General features: G+C 41.9%; 21 protein-coding genes. 4 read left to right on the top strand and 17 right to left on the bottom strand.

Annotated features, from left to right (window positions below):
* Positions 1 to 5: 5 nt before the first annotated feature.
* The 16 genes from PNC201_RS08200 to tmk all read right to left on the bottom strand — a co-directional run bounded on the left by PNC201_RS08200 (position 6) and on the right by tmk (position 20043).
* The gene (locus tag PNC201_RS08200) at positions 6 to 647 is read right to left on the bottom strand and encodes a hypothetical protein (protein ID WP_102056749.1); all 642 of its coding nucleotides are present in this window, start codon (positions 645 to 647) and stop codon (positions 6 to 8) included.
* A 153-nt stretch (positions 648 to 800) separates the two neighbouring features.
* On the bottom strand, positions 801 to 1310 hold the full coding sequence (locus PNC201_RS08195) for a hypothetical protein (RefSeq protein WP_102056748.1): 510 nt from the start codon (positions 1308 to 1310) through the stop codon (positions 801 to 803).
* 547 nt (positions 1311 to 1857) lie between these two features.
* Positions 1858 to 3474 (bottom strand): DUF4435 domain-containing protein, encoded by a 1617-nt coding sequence (locus PNC201_RS08190; RefSeq protein ID WP_102056747.1) that lies wholly within the window; start codon positions 3472 to 3474, stop codon positions 1858 to 1860.
* 120 nt (positions 3475 to 3594) lie between these two features.
* Positions 3595 to 4020: a hypothetical protein gene (locus PNC201_RS08185; RefSeq protein ID WP_102056746.1), complete on the bottom strand. Its 426-nt coding sequence runs from the start codon at positions 4018 to 4020 to the stop codon at positions 3595 to 3597.
* 430 nt (positions 4021 to 4450) lie between these two features.
* Positions 4451 to 4708, bottom strand: a complete 258-nt coding sequence (locus PNC201_RS08180; protein ID WP_017217477.1) for a hypothetical protein — start codon at positions 4706 to 4708, stop codon at positions 4451 to 4453.
* Entirely contained in the window at positions 4689 to 5633 is a 945-nt protein-coding gene (locus PNC201_RS08175) for an ornithine cyclodeaminase family protein (RefSeq protein ID WP_102056745.1), read from the bottom strand. Before PNC201_RS08175 ends, PNC201_RS08180 begins: the two co-directional genes overlap by 20 nt.
* Positions 5634 to 5642: 9 nt before the next feature.
* Positions 5643 to 6731 carry a M24 family metallopeptidase gene (locus PNC201_RS08170; RefSeq protein ID WP_102056744.1) on the bottom strand — a complete coding sequence of 363 codons (1089 nt, stop codon included), beginning with the start codon at positions 6729 to 6731 and terminating at the stop codon, positions 5643 to 5645.
* The gene (locus PNC201_RS08165) at positions 6728 to 7726 is read right to left on the bottom strand and encodes a proline racemase family protein (protein ID WP_102056743.1); all 999 of its coding nucleotides are present in this window, start codon (positions 7724 to 7726) and stop codon (positions 6728 to 6730) included. Before PNC201_RS08165 ends, PNC201_RS08170 begins: the two co-directional genes overlap by 4 nt.
* A 95-nt stretch (positions 7727 to 7821) precedes the next feature.
* Positions 7822 to 10806 (bottom strand): TonB-dependent receptor, encoded by a 2985-nt coding sequence (locus tag PNC201_RS08160; RefSeq protein ID WP_102056742.1) that lies wholly within the window; start codon positions 10804 to 10806, stop codon positions 7822 to 7824.
* A 293-nt stretch (positions 10807 to 11099) separates the two neighbouring features.
* Complete coding sequence (locus PNC201_RS08155) at positions 11100 to 11615, bottom strand: YgjV family protein (protein WP_102056741.1); 516 nt, start codon at positions 11613 to 11615, stop codon at positions 11100 to 11102.
* A gap of 58 nt (positions 11616 to 11673) precedes the next feature.
* Positions 11674 to 15303 (bottom strand): ATP-binding protein, encoded by a 3630-nt coding sequence (locus PNC201_RS08150; protein ID WP_102056740.1) that lies wholly within the window; start codon positions 15301 to 15303, stop codon positions 11674 to 11676.
* Positions 15304 to 15529: 226 nt separating this feature from the next.
* On the bottom strand, positions 15530 to 17368 hold the full coding sequence (locus PNC201_RS08145) for an alkaline phosphatase D family protein (protein ID WP_102056739.1): 1839 nt from the start codon (positions 17366 to 17368) through the stop codon (positions 15530 to 15532).
* Positions 17352 to 18146 (bottom strand): TatD family hydrolase, encoded by a 795-nt coding sequence (locus PNC201_RS08140; protein ID WP_102056738.1) that lies wholly within the window; start codon positions 18144 to 18146, stop codon positions 17352 to 17354. Before PNC201_RS08140 ends, PNC201_RS08145 begins: the two co-directional genes overlap by 17 nt.
* A 7-nt stretch (positions 18147 to 18153) precedes the next feature.
* Positions 18154 to 18477 (bottom strand): PilZ domain-containing protein, encoded by a 324-nt coding sequence (locus PNC201_RS08135; protein ID WP_010604673.1) that lies wholly within the window; start codon positions 18475 to 18477, stop codon positions 18154 to 18156.
* 11 nt (positions 18478 to 18488) lie between these two features.
* Positions 18489 to 19397 (bottom strand): DNA polymerase III subunit delta', encoded by a 909-nt coding sequence (gene holB / locus PNC201_RS08130; RefSeq protein WP_102056737.1) that lies wholly within the window; start codon positions 19395 to 19397, stop codon positions 18489 to 18491.
* A complete protein-coding gene (tmk, locus tag PNC201_RS08125) occupies positions 19390 to 20043 on the bottom strand; it encodes a dTMP kinase (protein ID WP_102056736.1) in 654 nt (217 codons plus the stop codon). The genes holB and tmk overlap by 8 nt, the downstream gene beginning before the upstream one ends.
* 237 nt (positions 20044 to 20280) lie before the next feature.
* Here tmk and PNC201_RS08120 point away from each other — a divergent pair, with 237 nt between their 5' ends.
* From PNC201_RS08120 to PNC201_RS08110, 3 genes are all read left to right on the top strand, one after another.
* Complete coding sequence (locus tag PNC201_RS08120; protein WP_010604670.1) at positions 20281 to 21468, top strand: sugar ABC transporter substrate-binding protein; 1188 nt, start codon at positions 20281 to 20283, stop codon at positions 21466 to 21468.
* Complete coding sequence (locus PNC201_RS08115; RefSeq protein ID WP_102056735.1) at positions 21443 to 23593, top strand: ATP-binding protein; 2151 nt, start codon at positions 21443 to 21445, stop codon at positions 23591 to 23593. The genes PNC201_RS08120 and PNC201_RS08115 overlap by 26 nt, the downstream gene beginning before the upstream one ends.
* A 233-nt stretch (positions 23594 to 23826) precedes the next feature.
* On the top strand, positions 23827 to 24270 hold the full coding sequence (locus tag PNC201_RS08110) for a hypothetical protein (protein WP_010604668.1): 444 nt from the start codon (positions 23827 to 23829) through the stop codon (positions 24268 to 24270).
* Positions 24271 to 24510: 240 nt separating this feature from the next.
* On the opposite strand, the gene PNC201_RS08105 is transcribed toward PNC201_RS08110, so the two are convergent.
* On the bottom strand, positions 24511 to 24939 hold the full coding sequence (locus tag PNC201_RS08105) for an organic hydroperoxide resistance protein (protein ID WP_010604667.1): 429 nt from the start codon (positions 24937 to 24939) through the stop codon (positions 24511 to 24513).
* A 188-nt stretch (positions 24940 to 25127) separates the two neighbouring features.
* Between PNC201_RS08105 and PNC201_RS08100 the strand changes: the two genes are divergently transcribed.
* Positions 25128 to 25559 carry a MarR family winged helix-turn-helix transcriptional regulator gene (locus PNC201_RS08100; RefSeq protein ID WP_102056734.1) on the top strand — a complete coding sequence of 144 codons (432 nt, stop codon included), beginning with the start codon at positions 25128 to 25130 and terminating at the stop codon, positions 25557 to 25559.
* Positions 25560 to 25568: the final 9 nt, after the last annotated feature.

The following is a 25568-nucleotide window of genomic DNA, read 5'->3' as shown; positions in this document are numbered from 1 at the left end:
TTGTCTTATGCTGCTTTAAGCTGATTCCAAGCTTGAACAAAAACCTCTTCTTCTGGCTTTATACCATCTATCTCCATAACAAATCTGATTAATTCCTCATAGACATCTAAAGACATGCCAGAAGTTTTTGCCAGCAAAAATGCTTCTTCAACACTAGGTGGATTATCATAAATACTTTGAATTCTTTCTTTTACATCCGAAGGAATACTTTGAGCCATCATTCCCTTAACAAACTCACCAATCTCTTCCCTCTCATTGTCAGAAAAATCACCATCGCAGGCTGCACAAGCAACTCCGACTGCCTCCATTGCAATAATGGCTTTGAAATGTTCATCATGAGATTTGAGCTTCTCTAGTGCCTGAGAAAGCTTATTTGCAAGCTTTTCTATTTGTATAGCACTCTCAGCTCGCCCTTCAGCTCTTCCTTTCTCCTTTAGCTGTCTTTTCTCATTTTCTTCACTATCAGCCATAGCAGCGCCAACTACACCTCCCACTGTTCCTGCGCCCACGGCTGCAGCGACAGTTCCTGCACCCGTGAGTGAAGCAATAACAGATGCACCACCCAATAATGAACCGCCACCCGTAAAAGGCGCAGCAGCAACGGCGCCAACACCAACCGCAGCACCAGCTAAAATTTTACCCCACATATCAATCTCCTTTTTAGATTTAGTTTAAGCTTACAATTTTTGATTTAAGCAGCTAACGCCCTGCTAAACGGCACAAAATGCTTGGCTAAAATTTGCGAGGAACGAGCACAGCCAAGCTTTTTGTGTCCGCCCTTTAAGCACTTTGTTAAGTTACTAAAACTCTAAGCAATATACGCCTGCTTCACTAGCCCATTTTTTAATTTCAGATATGACACTATCGTTTTGAATGTAAAAAACATTCGTGTAATCCCAACTTTCAAAATACACTGCATTAAATTCGGGTAGAACTAATTTGCAGAATTTATCTGACGAATCGTTATCACCCGCTGGTTGTAAGTAATCTAACATAGCTTCTTGAGAGCTAAATTTTCTAAAGCATGGGTAACACTTATCCCATTTGCCTTTGAACTTGAAATTAAGCACTTCAGTATTTGCTGCCATTATTTTAGCAAAATTGTACAACGCTTCATTTCTCTGCAAATGCACTTCTCTTGAAGGGTAATCATTTTGAAACTCTTCACGAGTTAACCAATGAGCAAAAACCGATACGGCTACTCTTTTATAGTGAGATGAATCTTCGGCACCGTAAATCTCAAATAGTTCTGGGAAATTGGAGTTAAGCTCTTTTTGCCTATATTTGCTTAAATTTATAAATTTACGCACGCACTATCCTAGTAACTTAACGCCTTAATAAACGGCGAAAAATAGCAGGCTAAACTAAGCGAAGAATGAGCGCAAGCCTGCTGTTTTGCGTCCATTGTTTAATTAATTTGTTAGGTGAACAAAGAACCAAGCTATGGTTGCGATTTTATTTTATGCCCACATTTGCAGCAGTAAAAAAACTTATACACGAATTCATTCGGTAGTAGCCATATTTGAAGCTTACTACGATCAGTTTCGAGTTGTTTAACTACAACACCTGAATGAACCAAAGCCCTCTTGTTACAGCTAGGACATTTGTAAAATGCTGTAACCATTATCGCTGACCAACCAAGAGCTACTGTAAAAATTAGAAATGGTAAAAATAGCTCTTGAGAGATAAAAATAACTGGGACAATTAGCCAAAGCAACTTAGCTGCTAAAGAAGATGCCAACCAATAATAATTGTACAAATATTTATTCAAGACACCGATCCCGAGTGTTCACCTAACGCCCGCATTTGCGGCTGGTTTGGAGCGCAGCGGAAAACCAGTCCGACAACATGCGCTTGTTATGCCATTTTTTCGGCAAAGTCACCGAAGTATGGTTTTAATGCTTGTTTTACGACTTGACCATCAGAGCTATTAGCCATTCGAACGACCAGTTGAGCTAATTCACCATGAGCTAAACCCAGATTGCTACTGATTTGCTTTGCCAGAGCCTTTCTGTTGTAGAGTTTTAATATTGAAAGATAATCTTTATTGTTTACAGCGTTTCTAATTAGCGTGTCGTTTTCAGCATAAATTGAATCAACATCGATGCTACCTGCAAGATCGGAGAGCGCAACTTTAAGAGGCTCTTTTCCTGTTGCATTTTCGTCAAAACAATTTAACTGGTACTTAATTTCACTCGCGACTCTTAGAGATACCTGCTTTTCTATTTCTGAACTAATTCGGCCAATGACAAAATCAGTAGCATTAGTTACATCCTCATCAGGATTTCGAGCTAATCGCTCACTAACAAGTTTAATAATTTCTGGGGTACAAAATAGGTTTTCAACTTCTGCAACACCTAAAGTATAAATCCCATCATTTTTAAGTGAGGATATCTCACCTTCTACTCGCCTATCACGATCTATCAACCCCACTACTTCTAGGTGGTGAAGTTGTTCACTATTCGATAACGCCTTTACTGCTTGAATAACCTGTGTGCATGAGCCACTTGGAATGACTAAAAAATTATTTAATACTGCTCGATAAAGGCTTACATCATAGCTTCCATTTTCTCCCTCAACAAAAACAACAGGCTTTCTGCTACCTAGAACTTCAACTAACAGAGCTTCTGGCAGCCCTTCAACTTCAGCTACTTTTTCCCATTCCCATCGCGCCCCATCATACGATTTTAGCCAAATTTTTTGTGTTTCCTGCAGCGAAACCGCAAAATCCACGTCATGAGTCATGTATACAAAAAGGCAATCTGGGCGGAGACTTTCTATTTCTCTCCATAGTGGAGCCTGAACAGATTTGTGCAAATGTATCTCTGGTTCATCGACTATGATTATGCCGTCTTTAGGAGCAGCTAAGCACTGGCCAATTAGATAAAATATTACTCTTTCGCCATCACTCATTTCAGATGAATTATAAACTCTATCAGATTGACCTTTGATGCATGTTTGAATTTTAAGCCCACCTAGAATAAGTTCTCTGTGAGGTAGTACCTTCTCCCATACTTTCTTTACCAAATCCAATTTTGTTATTGGCGGTTCTACTTTCTCCGCGGTCTTTTTTGAAGCTTTGAGGTATTTAACACTCTCCTCAGTATGATCTGAAAATAGATAAACCATAAGTTTTTGGTAATCGTTTAATAAAGAGATAGCAGGCTTTTGACTCCAACGACGCCCCTGCTTATGTTGCCATGCATTTTGATCAGGAGCATCTGCATACCCATAGAGTAAATCTTTTTCAGCTTTCTCTATAGACATAGGGGTAGCATTGTCGGGCATAGAAAGAGATTTCTGAGCTGAAATTCTGTGAACTTTTTCTTTTTGTGGCGACTGAATTTCAATCCATGTACCTAGGCGTGTTTTACCTGAACCATTAGCCCCAATAAATAACAAACTTTGATTTGTTGATATTTCTTCAGTACCTCCCTGGCTATTAGGGAGATGCAAAGTAAAACTCGTATTCATAGGTATTTCTCTATTCCTTTGAAGGCATAACGCCTTAATAAACGGCGAAAAATAGCAGGCTAAACTAAGCGAAGAATGAGCGCAAGCCTGCTGTTTTGCGTCCATTGTTTAATTAATTTGTTATGAGCCGTTTTTACTTAAGAGACCCAAAAGTTGCTCTGGATTTTTATAGCAAAGAAACTTAAAAGTCTCACTTGTTGTGAACTGTATAATTACAACACCGAAACCAAAGAGAGCTTTATATTGAACGTTTTTAATTTGAGCCAGCTCCCTTGAGACTTCATAACCAGTTAATTCATTAAGTACTTTAACTTTTGACTCTGTTATTTCTACAACTTCAGCTTCTTTTGACGCGTAATAAGTTTCAGACATCAAACCTTTGTGGCTCCAGTAGGCTACTGAAGGTATTGCTACAAAGCCTAACAATAGGAATTTCATCCCAAACAATAGATCTAAAATGCCAGAAATTAACACCAAAAAACATAGACCTAAGCTAATTTTAGAATCTACGACTTTGTATCTAGCTTTATCAAACTTAAATTTCACACTGAAATCTCGTAAGGCTCATAACAATTTAATATCGAGCGATTGGGTCGTTTTTCTACAGCAATCTGTCTCGTTTTTGTCCCATGACTATTGATAGCAAATTTAGGAAGTACTTACCAGCATTGAAGTTACGTTACATTGATCTAAATGTGAACACGACAAAAACGACCCACAGGGTCGTTTTCCTGACTATGGAAGAAACTCAATTACAATGGATGTATATACAGTTATTTAGGTGAAAGGATGAACGTCAGCTTTTCGCTCAAAGCCACCCTTAGAGCATTTACGTTAACTCATTTCGGGGCAGAAACATGTTAGTGCCGCAGTCCGCACCAGACCAATAACTGAAATGTCAGTATTCATAGCGTTCTATATTTGTACTCTGTCAGGTTAAAAATTAGCGCTTATTCACTTAATTGAATAAGTCACTTTATTCACTTGGATGATAATGGCGAATACCATTGTCATCCACCATGACGTAACAGCTATCGTGGTTTTGAAACGCTTTGTAAAACACCTCGTCATAAAGCAGCTTTTCGCTTTTCGTTTCGCCGCCAACTCCTTGATAACTAACCAACATGTGACATTCGTGACAAATAAGCGGATTCACCAAGCGCTTATCAGCAGCTTTGACTACTGCGGTTACTTCATACACTTTACCGTGCTCTTTATTTTTGAACCAAGTCATACACTAATTTCGCTCCAATTAAATCACTCAGCGCTGTTCCTACAGACTTAAACAAAGTAATTTCATTCTCGTTACTTCGACCTAGGTTATTTTTAGTCATTTCGCTAAGCTCTGCAACCACCTTATCGGGGCTAAACTTACCTTCACTGATCGGTAACAACAATTCGCCCGCCTCGTTCAATACATTGGCGCGACTATCTACAAAAACGCGACTCTTAGTTACCGTTGTGGTATCAATTTCTCGACAATCTTTATGGTGATTGCCAATGCAATCTATATGCGTACCATCGCTCAGCCACTCTCCATTGAACAAAGGCGTATGACTGCCTGTTGCACAACTGATCACATCTGCCGAAGCGATAACTGACTCTGTTGCCTCCTGATACAATGAAAATTCCATTCCCGGATGCTGCGAGGACAATAGCTCCAGCAACAGGCGTCCTTTTTCAGCATTGCGTGCAATTATTGAAATTTTACTATAATTTCTAACACTTAAATGCGAATTAATCATGTAACTGGCTAAATTGCCTGAACCAAAGAAAACCAAATGTTTGGCATGCTTAGGTGCTAAATACTCCGAGGCTAATGCTGACACAGCAGAGGTTCTCCACAACGTTACTTCGGTGCCGTCCACAAGCGCGAGCGGCTCGCCGAACTGTCTGGAGAACAGCATGATTTTTGAGTAAAGGCTGGCTTTATCGTGCTGGTTGTTATCAGGGAAATAGGTAAACGCCTTTACGCCAATCACATCGGCATTCCAAGCAGGTAAAACAGCAAAAGCGTCATGATTGCTGTGACTATCATCTAGCTCAAAAACTTGCCGTGTTGGTGTACCTGCTGGTTGCGCAAAACCCTGTTTAAGCGCCTGAATTAAGCTTGGGTAGTTGAGGCTATCCGCGACCTCTTGGCGAGCAATAATTTGCATCCTAACTCCTTAGTTCGTTAGCTGAAATACTTGTGGCGCGTGGGTTAAGCATTCAAAACCATTTTCAGTCACCAGTACATCTTCTTCCAAGCGCACACCACCATAATTTGGAATGTAAATACCCGGCTCTATGGTAATGATATTGCCAGCTTCTAATTGGTGATCGACCCCAGGTTTAATAAACGGCTGCTCGTGTAGAAATAGCCCCACACCGTGACCAAGTCCCTCACCTGCGTATTGTGAAAAGTCACTATGACTCAACACATCGTGTGATGCGTTATTTAAATCTATGCAGTTAACGCCCGCTTTTATTAGCGCCAACGCAGCTCGCTGCGCATGTTGGACCGTGTCATAAATGGATTGTTGTTGCTTCGTCGGCTCCCCTAACACGTAACTTCGCGTCATATCAGAGCGGTAGCCGCTTATCACCGCACCAAAGTCGATAAGTACTAAATCGCCTAGGTTAAGTTTTGTCTGTCCTGGGTTTCCGTGCGGTAAGGAAGAACGCGCACCAAATAATAGGATTGTGTCAAAAGAGAGTCCTTCGGAGCCTAGCTTTTGCATCTGATACTCAAGCTCAATTGCCGCGTCTCGCTCAGTGATCCCTACTTTTAACAAAGGCAGTGTATGGGCAAGCGCCGAGTCAGCTATCTCGGCGGCGCGTTTAATACAGTTAATTTCATAACCATCTTTAACTTGTCTTAGCGATTCCACCCAAAGCGGCGCGGCAATAAGCGTGGTATTTTTTGCACTGATGTTTAATGAGACATAATCTGCGTGACTGATTTGATGCGCTTCAAATGCAAGCTGTCGCGGCCCATCCAATAATCTAAAAATACAATCAGGTAGCGTTTCTTTATCACGATTTCTTAAAATAACTTCGACTCCCACCGCTTCATCGCTAGCACGCTCAAAGTAACGATAATCAGTAATGAGTCGGTGTCGCCCATTTGAAGACATCAACAATGTTGCTGCATGACCGGTAAAGCCGGTTAAATATACAATATTCTCGTAGCCATAAATAATGATAGCGTCACTTTGGTGTTGTTGTAATTTATTGACTAAGCGTTGCTGTCTGGCTGCGTAATCTACATTCATCGTAGTAAAAATCCTCTTACTAATGGATCGTGGTCGTCTAAAATAAATTGGTGTCGGCCTGTTATATAGGCCATGCCCGAAACTATTGGGATTAATGATTTACTATCATCACTAAGTTGATAACAAACATCTAAGCCCAAGCCTAATATACCTTCAATAAAGATATGCTGATTTGCGGCGAGCTCATTTCTGGCGGCAAGAATTGCAGCTCTACCACTGACCCCTGTCCCTGTTGGACTGCGATCTAATTCGCCATCGGCAAAAATGCACACATGCTTACTGTGAGCAGAGTCCGATTTTTGAGAATTGGAATAAAAAATCACACCATATAAAAATGCGAGGCGCGCATCGTCATGCACTAAGCTAATCTGTGTTGCAATTTCTTGTTTAAGCGTTAAACCTAACTGCTGAATGTAAGCTGCATTTGCTGACGTAAGAGCTAAATCGATTGTATCAGCGTCAATATAGGCATAAAACGCACCACCAAATGCGATATCCACTGAGATTAAACCAAATTCAGATGTCTTGACTTGCTTATCAAGTGTCACTACCTCTGCTGGTACATTAGCAAATTCAGCTTGGCCGTCTCTTAGCCATGCGGTAATTAGCCCTGCAGGCGTATCTATCAACAACTGTTTCTTTGCAGGATTGTGCTGTAAAAATAGTGTAGCTAAAGCAATAATCGCATGACCACACATTGTTGAGTATCCTTCATTATGAAGAAATAACACGCCAAAATCGCTTTCTGGTAACTGCTTTTCAACGATAAGCGCACCATACATATCAGCATGACCCCTAGGCTCATACATCAGCGCGGTGCGATAGTGATCAAGATTTTCTACGCAGTATTGCCGTTTATCTAAAATAGTGTTGCCTTGAGGTTCAGGGAAACCATCGACAATTACCCGCAAAGGCTCTCCGGCGGTATGCATGTCAACCGTCTCTATTACTTCCGCGTGGCTCAGTATTTGCTCAAAATCTATTGTTAACGTCATCATACTCTCCGTGACATGAAATAAGCCAAACGTTTTGTTTGGCTTAAACCAAGAGCTAGGTACATGGCACCTACCCTTGGCTATCACCAGGGAAACTAAAATGTAAACCTTGCAACTAACGACGCGTAACGCTCAGTTTGTCGTAACGTTGTAATGCCGTAGTCAGGGTTAACGATTAAGCCATTTGCACCATCTAAAGATCGCTGTTCATTGATCCCAAGCGCTTTATCACTGTTTAGTAGGTTATAAACGGTGCCCTTGAGTAACAAGTCATGTCCCATAATATCTGTAGAGTAACTGAGTGATAAGTCTATCGTGGTTGCCCAAGGAAGATTACCTACACTACCGCGAGGGGCTGGGTTACCATTTTCGTCGTAATGCGAAACATGGCCATAATCTTTACTTACGCATGCATCCCAAGGGCTTCCTGCGGTACAGCTATCTATACCGACTGGGTGCTTAGAGAAATAGTTAGTCGGGCGACCTGACGACGTTCTTGCAACCAGACCCAAAGTTAACTCATCTGTGATATCGTAAGAACCTGATACTTTTATTGAATGGCGATGGTCATTCGGTAAATTACCATAGCCGTGATCCATCAGATCCGCGTAATCATAAGAAGTTGTCCAACCTGGATCTGCCTGATCGTTATCGGTTTTCACTAAACCTTCTGTATTACCATAGCTGTGTGACCAAGTATAAGAAGAATTAATCCGTAACTTGTCGGTAATATTTCCTTCTAAGGTAAATTCAAGTGCAAGATATTTACGTACTGCTTGTTGCAGGGCAAGCTCTTGTGCACTGAGTGTCACTTCATCGACTTGGCCATCGCCATCGAAGTCATAACTCATGGTGATCGCTTCACCCGGGTTATTTAGCACATAGTAAGAACCCTGACCGACATTGTCTTGGATACCGAGTTCGGCCAATTTCTTCGCAAGCACAGGACCAACATCCGTATCTTCAACACTGCGTCCAAGGTCTCGATAAATCGCTCTAACCCCAAATGCCATATCGTCAAAAACGGTGGTCTGATATCCTAAAGTCAATTCATCAGAATACATCGGCTTAAGGGTGGACGAAGCAATCAAACCGGGCTCTGTAATTCCGCGTTGACGCCAGCGTCTATCTCGAAGCATTTCCCCTCGACTTGGCGAGCCATCACTTAATAAAACAGGATAGCCATCACTGTCTACTTGATCGAGGTTGAAATACTCAAACCACTCTACTGAAGCCGAGCCTTGAGTGATGTTCATGTTGGCAGAAACAGGTTGAAAGTACCGCCCGTAAGTAAAGAAAACTTTGGATTCGCCATCACCGTTTAGGTCATAAATCGCTTGAAATCTAGGCGCAAGTTGGTTATCCATATCTACAAACGCTCTACCGTCAGTAACGGTATTTTCAAACTGACTATAACGCAGGCCCAGATTTAACACGAGTTGGTCGGTGACTTGCCAAGAATCATTGACGTAGAAAGCAAGCGAGTTAACCTCAGAATCAACCGTCCTTGTTCTTATTCGACGTTCGATATAATCCTGACCGAGCGCAGCACCAGAAATGCTCCCTTCACCAGCGGTTTTGATTGTCCACCAGCCTTCTGCGTCTCCAAGGCCATTTTGACCTTCAAAGTGATCTACCGTAACTTTAGTATAATCAACACCGAACAAAATGGAGTGGTAATCCAAATCGATATTGAAGTCGACTCTCGCTTGATCACGGATAAACTCTTGCTCAGAAACACTGCTGGCTGTATGACTTGATAAAGTAACGAATCCCTCTCTTTCATCCCAAACACCCGGCACTGTTGATGCGACAATATTTTCAACGTTTTCGGTCACTCGGCCCACCACAGCCGACACCGAGAAAAAGTCAGAAAAGTAACCACTATAATTGACACTGTAAACCTTGCCGCCATCTTCACCAGGAGCCGCAACCCCTTGTTTATCACCAATCGCATCGCTTTCCCAGTCATAGGCATAGGTTTGCCGTGTCCATTCTCTTTTGTTATTCATGGCGGAAAAACCGATGGAATGGTCTTCATTGATGAACCAATCAACTTTTGCAAACCAGCGATCTTCATCTCGTTTTCTGTCATTGAAGGTCGTTTGCCCAGCCCAACGATTAACCTCCCGTCGAGGTGCATACAAACCATAGTAAAATAAGCTGTCCTCTATTAGTGCACCACTTGCCCAAACTTGTAGCTCTTTAAAAGAGTCGTATTCTTGCTCAGTATTAAGATTCACTGTGCCATTATCTAGGTAGTTTGAGTCGTGATAACTATGGGTTGAAGCAGGGTCTATTCTCACTTCTGCCCCTAAGTTAAATTCGTTATCCCCAGATTTAGAAATTGCGTTAACGATGCCACCTAGTGCGCCACCAAATTCAGGACTAATTCCCCCCGTTTTGATTTGAGTTTGTGAGATAGCTTCCCAAGGCAAACGAATTGAGCCTAAACCAGTTTGAATACTCGTGACATTTAGACCATTAAAATAGTAGCCATTCTCAGCCGATGAGGACCCACCGAAACTTGAGGCTCTATTAAATGAATCACCACCAGGCTCAGCTGTACCCGGTGCCAATAACGCTATACTTTCAAAGCCGGTATTTACTGGCATGACTTTAAGCTCGGCGTCTGTAAACGTTACTCCAGCAGTTGAAGAGGCCATATCCACACGTCGAATCGCCGTGCCAGTCACCGCTATCCGTTCTATGTCCTGCCCTTGTTGTAATAATTGAGCGTCTAAGATTAGCGCCTGTCCAATATTAAGCTCGACATCCTCTTCAATAACGGATTCGAATCCAGCTTTATTAATTGACACGCTGTAACGGCCAACAGGCAGATTACGCAAAATGTATTCGCCCTTACCATTAGTTTGTACAGCAAACTTCAGCCCCTTGGATTTGTGTGTAAAGGTCAATTGAGCCTGAGATAACTCAGTACCTTGACCATTTACGATGCTCCCTTTCACAGTACTATTGCCATCTGCAGCAAATGCAGTAGAAGTCCCCAATGCTAGAGCAAGTGCTGATGCAGTGAGTGATTTACACAGTGTTTGCGCTGTTTTTTTGTTATTACGCATATTGTTGTCCTTTTGTTCCCATTGATTTGAGTGTTTTTTGGTAACGAACAAACAATACACAATTGATATATTGTATACAATATTAATTATGCAATTAATATTAATAAAAGTGATAACACTATGATTTAGATAAAGATTATTTATATAACTTTTATTTCAGTCTGTTTCCTATACCACTTGTACTCAGCGTAATTATCTGAAAAAGTAGATAGAAAATAACTTAACCAACTGAAATATAACACATTTTAAAACTCAACCTAATTTTATTAGTGCCCATTCCAGTAAAATTGAATCTACTTCAACTCAGCCTTTAACTTACTCGCTTTACGCTTCATATAAATTCGCCATAACCCAATCAAATTACTCACCAAAAAAGTACTTTCTAACACAATCGCCATGGGAGAGCCGATATAACAATTATGTATCAGCCAACACACCGTACCTAACATCATCACACACCGAAATGCCACCTGCGCGCGAATAAATGCCCCTAATGTCAATAAAACACTGCCAAAAACAGCATAAAGTTCGTAATTTGCATTTAAGTGTACTAAAGGCGGCACTGTATTGAGTAGTAGAAACCCGATAAGCAAGCGCTTTGACTGCGACTTGATAAACACCAGATATCTGAGACTCGCAACCGCCATAAGCAAAGCACCAGCCATAGCATCAAGTAGATAGAAGTGAATTGCAGTGAGTGCAGTCGACAAGCTTAGTGCCAATAACACCTGCCGACGTTTCATAAATTGAAATGAGGCGAGATCGAGTAAAACAGCAAGGGTAACCAAAACTTGAGATAATAAGAACATGACAAACTCCTAAAAGAAGCATTGTCACAGGCAGTTAGCTTGCTGTAATTCACCTAAGTTAATTTTCAGCCGTTATTTTCTTAAACGGTACTTTTATTGTAATTTCGACACCTTGTAATTTCGCCGTTTTACAGCGGATCTCGCCTTTTAAAAGTTGCGTTACCAAATTATAAACAATATGCATGCCTAATCCGCATCCGCCTTGATTACGTTTTGTGGTTACAAATGGCTCAAACAAGGTCTTTTGCATTGCTTCGTCCATGCCGACACCATTGTCGCAGTATACAATAGTCCAGTGGCTATCCGTCGCCTCGACTAACACGCTAACCGTACCAGAGGCACTCCCCTCAAAGCCATGGATAACGGAGTTGTTAAATAGGTTTGCCATTATTTGATAAACCGCGCCTGGATAGGTGGAGAAATTTACATCAGCATTCCCATCTATGGACAAATATACTTCTTTATTTTTAGCCAATGGCTTAAGTGAGTCGAATACGTCATTGATATATTCAAGCAGGTTAATATCACGCTCAGTCTCACTGGATTGATCTACTGCAACTTGCTTAAAGTTACTAATAAGGCTTTCTGCTCTTTGCAGATTGCGACTAATCAGCAGATATCCTTCTTGCTGTGCATCGATGGAGGAAACCAAATCTTTTTGCTTAAGGGTTTTATTCTCAAGCTTTTCTACCAACTCAGATAAACAATCTTCGTTATGAGAAAGCGCTGTGATAGCAATACCCAAAGGTGTATTGATCTCATGCGCAACCCCCGCAACCACAACACCTAAAGAAGCCATTTTTTCACTTTCAATCAAGTCTTCTTGCGTTTGCTTTAACTCAAACATTGCTTGCTCAAGTTTTTGATTCTTTTTATATAGCTCATCGGTGCGCATCGCAACTTTTATCTCAAGTTGCTCGTTTAACGACTGCAAGGCTTGTTGATGTGCTTTCAAATCAGCAATATCTTTCAGTGCCCCCGCTATCCGCGTTGCTCTACCATTATCATCTCGTGCAACTACCTTTCCTCTATCTAATACCCAGATCCACTCTCCCTGTTGATCTTTAACTCGAATAGACAATTCATATACGTCTTCACGGCCGTCCACACAAGATTGCAGGCGCTCCTCAAGTAACACACAATCTTTAGGGTGTACAAACTGGTCAAGTTCATCGAGGATGAGTTTATCTTGGAGATCACTAAAATCGATCCTTGGATTTACGCTGTAACGATAAATTTTACCCGACTCAACATGCCAATCCCAAAGTTCATCACCACTTGCCCACAATGACAACTCTAACCGCTCTTGTAACGCTGACATTTTCTGATTATCCCGCAGCACTTGCCGATAACGCCGTTGTTTCGCTCGAACAAATGCTGCAATGATAAGCACAATGACTAGGGTATAAAGGGTCTTCGAGTAAGCGTTCCACCAAATTGGTGCAGCGATATAAATGCTAAACTCGTGAACGGGCGACTGCATATTAAAGCGATTAACGGTATAGGTTTCTACTCGATAGGTGCCAGGCTCAAGCTGGAGTAAATTTATTTGCCTTGCTCCATTTGCAAGTTTCAGCCACTTGTCGCTTAGTCCTTTAATACGGTAATAAAAGCTCAGCTTCTCAGAGCCAAAGTCTAGACTTGAATATTGCAACGATATGATATTTTGGTCATAGCGTAATCGTAATGAGCCCGCAAGCTCTGGCGCAACAGAGAGGATCCCATCAAGACTTGGCTGTAAAGGCTCGCCCAGTAATTCGATTGTGGAAACTAAAATAGGCCGCGCGGTATTTGAAATTGATACATTCTGGGGGAAGAACTGATTAAATCCTTTGGCTCCACCCATAAAAATTCGGCCGTCAGGGGCTTTCCATGCGGCATTGTAGTTGAATTCGTGCGCTTGTACGCCGTCAATTGGAAGAAAATTATCAATGGCAAAATCCATTACATTAATGCGCGACAGCCCACCACTGGTGCCAAGCCACATATATTCATAGTCATCATAAACCAGCCCCCACACGGCTTGGTTTCCTAGTCCTTCTTGCTCTCCTATGGTTCGGACAACTTTCATTTGCTTATCAACTAAACTAATGCCCGCTTCACTTGCAACCCAGATACGTTGCCACGGGTCTTCATCTATCATAAAAACTAAATTCGACTTTAAGCCATCCTGCGTAGTCAGATTATGGAGCTGGCCTTTACTAAACTTGAACAACCCCTCACCTATAGTGCCAAACCATAAATCTTGCCCAACAACTTTAAATGAAGATACATGTGAAGGTGCATCTGAACGATTTTCGAAAAACTGCACTAGGGTTTTAGACTCCACGTCGTATCTCATTAGGCCTAGCGTCCTGGAACTTACCAAAATCTGTGATTGGTATTCGATAACATCATTAAAGCTAAGCTCAGGACCATTATTCGAGTTAGGCATCAAATGGCTGTATTCCCCTTGGGTTAAAGCATACCTAACAACGCCATCACCTCTTGTTGTTACCCACAAGGTATCATCATAGATCTTTACTTGCGTGATAAAGCTCCCTTTGATTGCAGATAAACTCGGGAAAATTCGATGTGCTTCGATAAAGCTCGATTTTTGATAAATATATAAACCCGATGACGTACCTATCCAAAAACGCTCGCTACTGTCTAGTGCGAAATTCCTAACATCAGGATGCCCCAAAGGAGCATGCGGAAAGTTTTGTTCACCAACGTGACCAAACGATTCGCTCAGCTGACTAAAAAAGTGCAGCCCCTGTGACTCCGTCCCTATCCATAAATCGCCGTTTCTATCTCGTTGAACACTAAGTACATTGTTATCTTGTAGACCATCATATTGTTCTGCACGGCGATACCAATGCCGCTTGATACTACCTTGCAGATCTAAAATAAACACTCCTGTATTGGAAGCAACGAGTATCTCATTCGCCCTTACTTTAATTTGGTGAATGCTGAGGTTTACTTTCGCACTGACCGACTTTTGCCATTGCACTTTATTGAACTGAGTGTCGAAACTAATGATTTTATCATCCGAATCAACCACGAATATCCTTCCGTGGGAAAGCGACAGTGTTTTAAACTCACCTTCCAACAGAACGTTCGCACCTACTTTGTCTTTTGGCTGACTGACTAGGCCATCTGCATTGAGGTAAACAAATGCATCCCTTGTTTCTTGGACTTCACGAACAAATTTACCAGTTAAATAAAGTTTTTCAGGCATTAAGGTTTGGTAGTTAACTCGGTAAGCATCGCCCTCTTCTGTTGATACTGTCACTGATTCACCATAACATGCCACTTTTTTAACTCTATCGGAGCTAACCGCCTCATTCTGCGCCGCTAAGATAGAGCGAAAGGTCCCCGCTTCAGTATCGTAAATGCTAAGCCCAGTACTTGTTCCAACCCAGATATATTTGCCACTGTGGCATAGAGAGGTAATAAAGCCACCAGAGAGATGATGTTTGGAGTTCTGCTTTACTTCAAATTGAACAAAATCATGACCATCAAAACGATTTAGGCCAGACTGTGTGCCAACCCAAATGTACCCGAGTTGATCTTGCGCAATGGCAGTGATAGTGACCTGACTGAGGCCTGAATTATAGTCATAGCGTCGCATAACCTGCGCCGTATCGCTAAATTCGGGAAAACTGGCGGCACAAGGAAAACTCGGTAATAACAACAGCAGCAACACACAAAACCATTTCAGTGTGCTGTATGGTACAACGACCAGAGACATGCGCTTGAGTAGAGTCATATAGTCGAGATGTTAGCCCGCATTATATTAACTATAGCAAAAGCGAAAAAGAGCATGTATTTTTTGATGGGTTTAGCGCATCACGCAAGCTCACTCGTACAGCCAAGCTAAGCTACAAATAGCTAAAATAGGTTTATTCAATTCTAAAATCTATTACCAAGGCTTATAACTCAAAATGACTGTGGATCCCCGTGCCGTGCAGTAGCTCATACTTCTCTAGCAAGCCGTTTTCAAGCGTTACTAAACTAATCGCAGAGTCTGACACCAAATAGCCATGTTTTTTTAGCGATGAAGGGTGCTTACTTACCGATAGCTGCCAGCGTTTAGTAAAGAGATTCAGAGGACTATATTTGGCATACAAAATCGTGTCCATCTTATCTAAAATATTGATAAGCGGCTTTGGAAATTCGTTTTTTATCCCTGATGCGGTTAGCTGCCAAATGCGGTTATCATGACGACCAAAACGAGCCTGAACCGAAAAGCAAAACGAATAATGTACATCGCCTGAGAGTATAATGGTTTCTTTAGGTGTATCTGGACGCTTAAAAATTTCAATTAGCTTTTTCGCGGCCCCTTCATGTGCCATCCAATTTTCCACATCCACCATCAACGGCTCACCACAAGCATTAAATACAGCTTGTATGGTTTCGATTGCCTTTACCCCAAATACTGGCGCTGGGCTTACCATCAATACCGCACTATGGTCGATGAGCGTATCTTGCAACTCCATCAACATTTCCCAGTCGAGTAAACCACTTGGTTCATTGAAATCCTGTTCATTACGCCACCGATGTGTACGAGTATCTAGCACCACCACTTTTGGAAACGTATCTAAACAATAATGCCAATGTGTGAATCGGCGAACTTGTTTGTCAAACGCCGAAAAGTGCCATTCGTTGTCAATCAGGCTTGAATTAAAAGCTGATGTCAGCGCCCCGCTATACTCAAACGCATCATTTCCAATGCCTTGAAACAGCCAATAGCTAATGATGCCATTACTGATAATGCGTCGACTCACTTTATGGTTCGCAATTGCCTGTTCCCATTTAGCCGTCAAATTCCAATCATCGGTCACATCATGGTCATCAAACATCATCAGAACGGGCACGTTCGCACACAGCCGCTCGGCGCTAGGCAACGTTTCAACAAAGCCTTTTAGGGCGTCAAGTTCGGATTCAAATATTCGCCTAACTTTGTCGTTGCCACCGTCATAATGAAGTGCATCAAAGTTAACCAACTGCCAAGCAAGATGAGAGAAGTTTAATAGGTAACAGGCGACAAACTCTTCGAAGAAAATTAGGTGATTAAAGGCCTTAACACTAGAAAAGTGCGGTTCATCCTTTCGAAACCAATAGCCTGGTGAAAACTTTGAGCGCTCCTGCCATGGCGTCTTTGGTAAATATAAGTGACGATGGTAAAGCTGAGCTTGTTGATCAGCTGGTAGGTGCATTGGCAATTTCGTTTCTTTAAACAAACCCAATCGCGCTATAAGTTGGTGAATAGCCAACAACATGGCGCCGGCAACATCATCTGCATAGATCTGATCGCCAGAAAAAATACACAAGTCAGCGCCTAGCTCACCGAGTTCGCGTTGCTGCTCTTGCCACTGATCTGCAGTATGTAGACTGTCTTTTGCGTGGTGATGCGGGTTACGGCATGAGCCATGTAATATTTGCTTGAGCAAAGCAGGTATCGCAAAGCTAAGCTCTTCTCCATAACGCAGATAATCTGGCTTATACGCGGCACCGTTAATAAGCACTTGATACTCGAACAGCTGCGCTGTTGGCAGAGCCTTCTCGCTGCATATCATCAAAAAATGCAAAAAGCAGGCTGCACCGAGCTGAAACGTCTCAACCTCACATCGACTTTGATGGGCCAATAGCGAAGCCGAAATGTCCACGGCTTCACAAGTAACAACCTGAATACAAATTTTATTCTGCTCAGCTCGGCGAACCAGCGGGCCCATCAACACCTGAGGTAGCTGATTAAGTTGTGCTACCATCTTGGCGTTTCACCAAATTAAATAAAGAGTAAAAGTTATTCGTGGTTTGCTCTGCAAGCGTTTTGTAGCTCACTCCTTTTAAGTCAGCAATATAATATGCAACGTCTTGTACATAAGCAGGCTGGTTAGTTTTACCACGATGCGGTACCGGTGCAAGATAAGGTGAGTCGGTTTCAATCAGCAATCGGTCCATAGGGATTTGCTTAACGACTTCCTGAAGCGCCGTCGCATTTTTAAACGTCACAATACCTGAGATTGAAATGTAAAAACCAAGGTCTAGTGCCTGCTTTGCCATCGGCCAATCTTCGGTGAAACAGTGCAACACGCCACCGCAATTTTGCGCATTGTGGGCTCGCATGATGTCTATTGTATCCGCTTTTGCATCACGAGTATGGATGATCAGTGGTTTTTGCAGCTGATTAGCCACATCGATGTGTCCGGCAAAGCTTTCTTGCTGTACCTGATGCGTATCTTTTGAATAATAATAATCTAATCCAGTTTCACCAATAGCAACGACTTTATCATTACTCGCCAGTTGCACTAGCCTTTCAACATCCAATTTATCTTTTTGATCCAGTGGATGTACCCCACAAGATGCAGAAACATCATCAAAATGGGCTATTTTTTCTAACATGGATGGAAATTGGTCTAGCGTCACGCTAACGCATAAAAAGTGTTCTACTTGTTTTTGTCTCGCGTTGCTGAGTACTTCTTCAAGGCTTAGGCCTAACTTTTCAAAATCGAGTCTATCTAAATGACAGTGAGAGTCTACAATCATACTGGCTCTACATGGTGTAAGTTGGTTTATCTGAATGCAAAGTCGCACCCAAAAGCTTATTTATTTTATCGTTCAGAGCTGGTGCGTCTACAAACGCAACACCAACACCCGAAGGATTAGAATTTTGTGCACCTTGCGGTGTTAACCAAGCAACCACAGCGTTGACTTCGTCCGCCTCTAGAGCGTCAGGCAAGGTAACTCTGAGCTTTAATTCTTGCCCCATATCAAAATGGGCATTGGACTTGATAAATATGCCACCGGATTTCAGAAATGGCATATAACAACGATATAGCTCATCTAAATCTTCAAAATCCGCAAGTAACTCTTGCATGCGCCACCTCTTTATAGCTGTTTTTGTAAGGCAAAAAGTAAATTAGAAATGCTCAGGTTTTGATTTAACCCTAACACATTTTTCTGTTCGTACATAAACCGATGTACTAAGCTCACTAAGTCTTGATACTGGGTAAAACTCAAACCATTCCCTTGTGTCATCGCCCCTTTTAAACGGTTGAGCAAAAAACGGGCGAATACATCACTCATTGCGCTGTGCTTTAACAAAATTTTTTCAACCGTTTGCGCACTCTCTACTGTTAATTGATTCGCCGCGTGATAAAGCGCAGTCACATCATCAAGCGCACCTTCTTGTTGCCACGCTTCGATAATAAATGGCTGTAGAGAAAATTCACCAAACCAAGGGAAATCACAAGCGACATTTTTAGCTGCCAGCCACTGCGCGGCCTCTGCTTGATTGGGCGAGTGGATCGCCACTTTATTACAACGGCTCAAAATGGTGGCAGGTAACTTACTGTCATCATCGCTGGTAACGACCAAATAACGATTAGCATTTGGCTCTTCAAGTGTTTTTAACAGCGCATTAGCGGCTGAATGGGTCATCAAATGCGCGTGTTCAATCAACGCGACTTTATTGCCACCTTGCTGCGCTGAATGGTTCAAGAAATGCGTAATCTCTCGAATTTCGTCCACCCCGATTGATTTTCCTTCAGGCACTACACTCAGTCTATCAGGATGATTACCAGCTAAGTTCAAGTTACACGGCTTACATTGCCCACAGGCAGTAAGATTTTGTGGATGTAAGCATAACAGTGCTTCTGCCAAGTGCGCCGCAAGCAGAGATTTCCCCACGCCTTTTTTACCCGATAACAGCTGAGCATGGTGCAAACGACCGTTTTGCTGTGCTCGAGCAAGATAATTTAGAGCGCTGCTGTGCCAACTTGGAAGCAAATTATTCATTGCCATCCACTGTAAGGTGTGTGGCTATCAAGCTATCAAGCAGTTCAATACTTTGCACAAGTACTTGTGCTTTACTTTGACTGGCATCAATCACAGTAAATCGTTCAGGGTCATTTTTCGCTTGAACGAGATAACCCTCACGTGCGCGCTGCAAAAATTGTTGCTTTTCATCCTCGAGTCTATCTAGCCCCTCACCTCGCGATTTGACTCGCTTTAAGCCCTCTTCAGGATCCAAGTCCAAAATCAAATTCATGTCTGGACGAAAGCCGCCGAGCGCAAGCTGATTAATGGTTGTGATGGTGGCAAGATCTAGCCCTCTTGCATAATGTTGAAAACTAAATGTTGCAGCGTCAAACCGATCAGAAATAACGACTTTGCCTTGCTCAAGTGCTGGAATAATTTTTTCACGAACGTGCTGAGCACGCGCAGCCCCAAACAACATAAGCTCCGTCATGTCTGCCATTTCGGGAGTTGAGGGATCTAGAATGATTTCTCTGATCTTCTCTGAGATTTCTGTTCCACCGGGTTCACGAGTCATCACAACTTCAATACCGCGTTGTTTTAAATGCGCTTCCAATCCGGTAATAACCGTTGTTTTTCCAGCGCCATTGCTGCCATCGCAGACCAGCATAAACCCTTTTTTCATAGCAAGGACGTACTCATCATTCTTATTTGGCTGTTATTTTATCGTGTTTTAGTGAATTATTCACGACTGAAATAGAATTGAATTGTCTAATAAATTGAATTTGTCATTCTGAAAATAATTTAAAACAGAAAAATTTGGTCTACAATAACAAGCACATCCGAATAATTTTATATAAGAAACGCCCAATGCTGAGCAACATTAACATGCCTATTAGGCCCGTAAAGGAAGCGTATTGATATGCCGCGTAAAATGCTCTATTTGGTGTTCATGTTACTTCTTTTGGTTTATAACCCAGTAAATGCCCGTGCAAGTGAACCGCCAGAGATAGATGTCGCGGTAGGACTTGAAAACTTTGATTTTCAGCCATTGTTTGAAGAGTTTAGTGCAAAAACGGGTATTAAAGTTAATATTCTTGCTTTTAACAACAATCAGTTGAAAAGCGAGTTATTGTTGTATGCAGATGCCCTACAGTTACCGGATGCCGTGATTATTCCCAGCGATTATATGGGGTTGTCAGAACTGCAATTTTCTCAGGTGCCAGAGTCTTGGTTAAGCAAAAAGCTCACACAAAAAGTCATTGAGAATAGTAAGGTCAATGGTGAGCTTAAGGGCGTACCAATTATGTATGGCAACCATCTTGTACTCTATTACAACCGTGCACTTGTGCCACACCCTATTACCGACTTACAAACCTACGCACAGCAAACTGTTGCAGACAAACCTACGCTCGGCTGGAATTTTTATGAAATGTATTGGTTTGTGACGTTTGCGAACGCCCTTCAGCCTAATCTCATTCAGGCAGGCGTGCCACAGCTTGACACCAAAGCGATGCGCCTCGCAATTTCCAATTATCAATCACTTCTCAACAGCGGCATCATAGACGCTGATTGTGTTTACCAATGCTTAATGAATCGTTTTAAGACCGGCAAGCTCGATTATTTTGTGAATGGAATTTGGGCATATCGTCAACTTAAAGACAAGCTTAAAGACGACCTAGCCATCGCGCCTTTACCGAGATGGGGTAATTATCAGCTGATGTCTCTCGCATCGTCTCATGTACTGGCTTTTCCTGCCAATGGCATAGAATCTAAAAAAAGTCCGCATCTAAAGCAGCTTGTTGACTTTATGCAAAGCCAGAAGGTACAAGATAAACTATGGGATGAGCTCAACGCGCTGCCTGCAAACGGTGACAGCTTAGCTGAACTTATAAAACGCGACGACAAAGCACTGTCTCAACTGATCGCATCTCTGCATGAAACCTATCCACAACCGAATGAACCTATTATGGCCTATATTTGGGAAGCCATGTTAAAGGGGCTAACACGCTATTTAGGTGGTGTGTATAGTGTCGAAGAAACGACGCAATATATGCAATTTATCGTCACAAAGTCGGGACAGAATGAAAGCAAATCGCAGCATCGTTGATGAAATAAAAAGAAAAATTACGGCATTATTCTCTCTCTTCCTGGTTGTACTGGTTGCGATGGTTGGCTTTTCCTTAATGCAACAAAAAGCAACCCTAGAGCAAGAAGACGTTAAACGCACTGGCGCAAGTCTTATCAGCGATTTTAAAGCGCAAATCAATGAGCTTATCTATCAAGTTGCACCATTAAGTGAAGACCATATTTTATCTACCTTACCGAGCGATCTACTGTTTACTCAATACGCGGTTAAGGCGCTAACCAACTTAGTCGACAATACCGACATGGTAAAATCTGCGTTTATCAACGATGGCTCCGTGTTTACCGTAGAGGGATATCCTTTTAATACCCTACGTTGGAACAATTCTGTATTTAGCGAGCATGCTCACAAGGTCCTCGCGCAACAGCGACGCACATTAAAAATCGACAAACTAGTTGTCCCAGTTGAAAGCATTGAAAAAAAACCGTCTGATCAGGCCAAATTGTTTCTCGCCATTCCCCTTAGACAAAAATTATCGTCGTTAATGCGTCCTTATAAATATACGGGTGTACTATTCCTCGAAGTCGATCTTGAACCATTTTTAGGTTCCAATCAGGAAAAAGGCTCTATCTGGCTCACCAGTCAAGACCTTGTGCTTGCGGGAACACATCCCTCAGATGCCACTGAAGGTGTATATCACAGTCCTATTTATTCACAAAAAGACGATTTTGTTGAACTTGATTTACAGCTACAACGAGAAGCGGAAGTATACAGTAACGATATTTTAAGCGCGGTGTTATACATTGTACTTATCGGCTTGATGCTAGTGGTATTACTTACCTGGTATTTACGCCGATTAGCAAAACGCTTGACCAATCCGATGCGCGCACTTGAGCGTCATTGCGAACGACTTAAACAGGGACATTATGTTTCTGCAACAAGCGATTTTGAATTTAGAGAGCTAAGAACGCTCCAGGTGACTCTCAACCAACTTGCGAAACAAATTAAGGAGCAGATAGGTTCTCTTGAAAGTGAAAAAGTGAAGGCACAAAGTTCAGAGCGGGCAAAAAGTCACTTTTTGGCAAATATGAGCCATGAATTAAGGACGCCACTTAACGGTATTTATGGTGTATTCCAATTAATGAAGCACCATAGAAATGCAGCAGATTCCAAAGAGCTTATTGCACAGGGCATGACGTCCACAGAAACATTACTTAGCTTACTCAATGACTTACTTGATTTCTCTAAAATTGAAGCTGGTGAACTTAAAATGGAATCAGCGACAGTGGATGTCAGAAGTATTGTCAGTGAAGTAAAACAAGAGTTTGTCCATACTGCCAATGCTAAACAAATTGACCTTATTATTCATACTGAGGAGCTTGCAAATCCTTATCGACTCGGTGATTCGCTGCGTTTAAAGCAGATACTAAGAAATTTAATATCCAATGCCGTTAAATTTACCAGTGACGGTTCTGTAACCGTTATACTCCAAGATGGCGGTAAACATCTCTCCATCCGTGTAATAGATACGGGCGCCGGTATTTCCGAAGTCGCGCTAAAGAAGTTATTTAATCGATTTCAACAGGCAGACTCGTCGACCACCAGAAAGTATGGAGGAACCGGTCTTGGACTTGCAATTGTAAAACAACTTGCCGAGTTAATGGACGGCCGTGTTACGGTGACAAGTAAAGAAGGTATTGGCAGTGAGTTTACAGTTGAACTCGTACTCGATATCTGCGATGCACCAGAACAATCTGTCATGCAAGATTTGCAAGCTATACCCGCTTTGAGGGATAAAAACCTGCTACTTGCTGAAGATAATCCACTTAATCAAAAAATATTTAGCGCCATGATTAAACCAACTGAAGCGAATCTTGTCATAGCTCAGGATGGTGAAGAGGCGATTGAGCTTTATCACGAATTGAAACCTGATATCTTTTTTGTAGATATTCAGATGCCAAAAAAAGATGGCCTAAAAGTATGTTCAGAAGTCAGAGAACAAGATAAGACAACCCCACTTATTGCCGTTACAGCCAACGTGATGTCGGGAGATTTAGAAAACTATCAGCAACTTGGATTTGATAATTGCGTCGCAAAACCGATAGATATGAAAAAGCTTTATGAAGTGATAAATACTATTTTGAGTTAACGGTCAATTTCGCCCCATTTTATATGACTAGATAATTGAATAAAGTTCATTTAAGTTACAATTGAGTAACATAGTGAAATTCTTATAATCTTAGCCTGAAAGCAGACATTCACCTCAGGTAAACTTCTTCTCGTGCAACATTCAATTAGCATTCAAGTCTTTATACCATCAGCATTTTTGCCTGCACTAGTTGCATGGTTTCATCGAATGTAATTTCATAGGAGTCAAAAGGAATGACAACCATCGTCTATAACGCTAAAACAGCAGAAATAGCCTGTGATAGTAGAACCACTACCGATAAGATCATCGTTACCGATAACGCCCAAAAGTGGTTTGATTATCATGGTTGGAGAGTGTTTTGCACCGGCCAGACATGCGATATACACAATTTGCAGCACAATTTTTCAAATAATCAATTTGATACGATTGAGAGTTTGGAATTCATTAAATACCACCCCAAAAAAGGCGTATGGTATGGTTGTGTAAAAAGGGGCACCTGTAAATCTGAACCCTTAGCGCAATCTTATGCCATCGGCTCAGGCCAACAAGCGGCAATGTTTGGTTTACTCAATGGCTATAATACGGTGGAAATCGTTGAGCAAGTTAAACGAATTGATTTTAGAACAGGTGGCGATATTCATTGTTTTAAAATTACCGACTCCTTAGAAAACATATAAGCCAGCGTCAAAATACGCTGGCTCTAACTCACTTGAGTGAGTTAACCTGAGCTTCGGATAATTAATGCCTTTCTAGCAGCCAGTTTTAACGCTAACTGCGTTGAATTCACTTCCAATAGCTAGCTATTGGTACGTAAATTCGCCTTGTTATCCTCAAAACTTTCTGGCTAGGTAAGAAGATAGTTTAAGGTGATTAAAAAACAGTTAGTTAGTTCATTCCTTACCCAAACCTCAGGTTAGTTAAATAACTGAAAGCTCAACCGCAATGTTGCCACGAGTAGCATTTGAATATGGGCAAACTTCGTGAGCTTTTTCAACGAGTGACTGCGCCGTGTCTTTGTCTAAGTCACCAACTGATACCGCCAATTTCACCGCTATCCCGAAGCCACCCTCAATTGGCCCTATAGACACTTCAGAGTTAATATGTGTGTCTTCTGGCAACTTGACCTTTGCTTTGCCTGCCACCAATTTTAATGCGCCAATAAAACACGCCGCATAACCTGCTGCAAACAATTGCTCCGGATTAGTCCCTTGCCCATCATCCCCACCTAAGCCTTTCGGTGTCGAAAGCGCAACATCAAGACGACCATCGTCAGACTTTGCCACACCTTCTCGGCCACCTGTGGCAGTGGCTTTCGCCGTATATGCAATACTTTGTAGTTCTTTCATTTCGTTCTCCTAAGTTTGTACTTGTAGAGTACTCACCTACACCCTAACGCAGCGAGGCTTTACTCTAGATGAAGTAAAATCAATTAAACATTTATTTTGCATGCAAAATAATAGATTCAATTTTTTAGAATTGCAAATACTTTGTGTGCAAATTAAAATATAGCTTAGCTACTTTGTAGGAATATGTGATGAACTATCCACAATTAAAACTAGACGCTCAAATCTGCCACCGCCTCTACATGGCTTCCAATGGTATTGCCCGTGCTTACCGAGCATCTTTACAAAAACTCGACTTAACCTACCCTCAATATGTGGTGATGATGGCACTTTGGGAGAAAGATGAAATCAGCATTGCTGAGTTACTAGAGAAAACCGCCATCGATGGCGGTGCTATGACACAAATATTAAAGAAAATGACTGACAAAGCCCTGCTTTCAATCGTTAAAGACGAAAAAGATAAGCGCAAACGAGTGGTAAAACTACAAAGTAGGGGTCAAGATCTGCAACATCAAGCTGCCACAATTCCTGAGCAGATCCGCTGTAAATTTCCAAGTATCGACGAGCAAAAAGCACAAGCACTTATTGAGTTACTAGATTCGATCAATGGTGATTTGGCCTAAAGTAGAAAT

Origin of the sequence: Pseudoalteromonas sp. NC201 (genome assembly GCF_002850255.1) — a bacterium.
Taxonomy (GTDB): domain Bacteria; phylum Pseudomonadota; class Gammaproteobacteria; order Enterobacterales; family Alteromonadaceae; genus Pseudoalteromonas.
The sequence above is the reverse complement of the archived record's forward strand: the minus strand, read 5'-3'. Positions and strand labels throughout refer to the sequence as shown.

Bases quoted from the DNA above. Each gene is read 5' to 3' on its own strand.
- PNC201_RS08200 (WP_102056749.1), bottom strand. From the start codon at position 647: ATGTGGGGTAAAATTTTAGCTGGTGCTGCGGTTGGTGTTGGCGCCGTT.
- PNC201_RS08190 (WP_102056747.1), bottom strand. From the start codon at position 3,474: ATGAATACGAGTTTTACTTTGCATCTCCCTAATAGCCAGGGAGGTACT.
- PNC201_RS08180 (WP_017217477.1), bottom strand. From the start codon at position 4,708: ATGACTTGGTTCAAAAATAAAGAGCACGGTAAAGTGTATGAAGTAACC.
- PNC201_RS08175 (WP_102056745.1), bottom strand. From the start codon at position 5,633: ATGCAAATTATTGCTCGCCAAGAGGTCGCGGATAGCCTCAACTACCCA.
- PNC201_RS08170 (WP_102056744.1), bottom strand. From the start codon at position 6,731: ATGAATGTAGATTACGCAGCCAGACAGCAACGCTTAGTCAATAAATTA.
- PNC201_RS08165 (WP_102056743.1), bottom strand. From the start codon at position 7,726: ATGACGTTAACAATAGATTTTGAGCAAATACTGAGCCACGCGGAAGTA.
- PNC201_RS08160 (WP_102056742.1), bottom strand. From the start codon at position 10,806: ATGCGTAATAACAAAAAAACAGCGCAAACACTGTGTAAATCACTCACT.
- PNC201_RS08155 (WP_102056741.1), bottom strand. From the start codon at position 11,615: ATGTTCTTATTATCTCAAGTTTTGGTTACCCTTGCTGTTTTACTCGAT.
- PNC201_RS08145 (WP_102056739.1), bottom strand. From the start codon at position 17,368: ATGGTAGCACAACTTAATCAGCTACCTCAGGTGTTGATGGGCCCGCTG.
- PNC201_RS08140 (WP_102056738.1), bottom strand. From the start codon at position 18,146: ATGATTGTAGACTCTCACTGTCATTTAGATAGACTCGATTTTGAAAAG.
- PNC201_RS08135 (WP_010604673.1), bottom strand. From the start codon at position 18,477: ATGCAAGAGTTACTTGCGGATTTTGAAGATTTAGATGAGCTATATCGT.
- holB (WP_102056737.1), bottom strand. From the start codon at position 19,397: ATGAATAATTTGCTTCCAAGTTGGCACAGCAGCGCTCTAAATTATCTT.
- tmk (WP_102056736.1), bottom strand. From the start codon at position 20,043: ATGAAAAAAGGGTTTATGCTGGTCTGCGATGGCAGCAATGGCGCTGGA.
- PNC201_RS08120 (WP_010604670.1), top strand. From the start codon at position 20,281: ATGCCGCGTAAAATGCTCTATTTGGTGTTCATGTTACTTCTTTTGGTT.
- PNC201_RS08115 (WP_102056735.1), top strand. From the start codon at position 21,443: ATGAAAGCAAATCGCAGCATCGTTGATGAAATAAAAAGAAAAATTACG.
- PNC201_RS08110 (WP_010604668.1), top strand. From the start codon at position 23,827: ATGACAACCATCGTCTATAACGCTAAAACAGCAGAAATAGCCTGTGAT.
- PNC201_RS08105 (WP_010604667.1), bottom strand. From the start codon at position 24,939: ATGAAAGAACTACAAAGTATTGCATATACGGCGAAAGCCACTGCCACA.
- PNC201_RS08100 (WP_102056734.1), top strand. From the start codon at position 25,128: ATGAACTATCCACAATTAAAACTAGACGCTCAAATCTGCCACCGCCTC.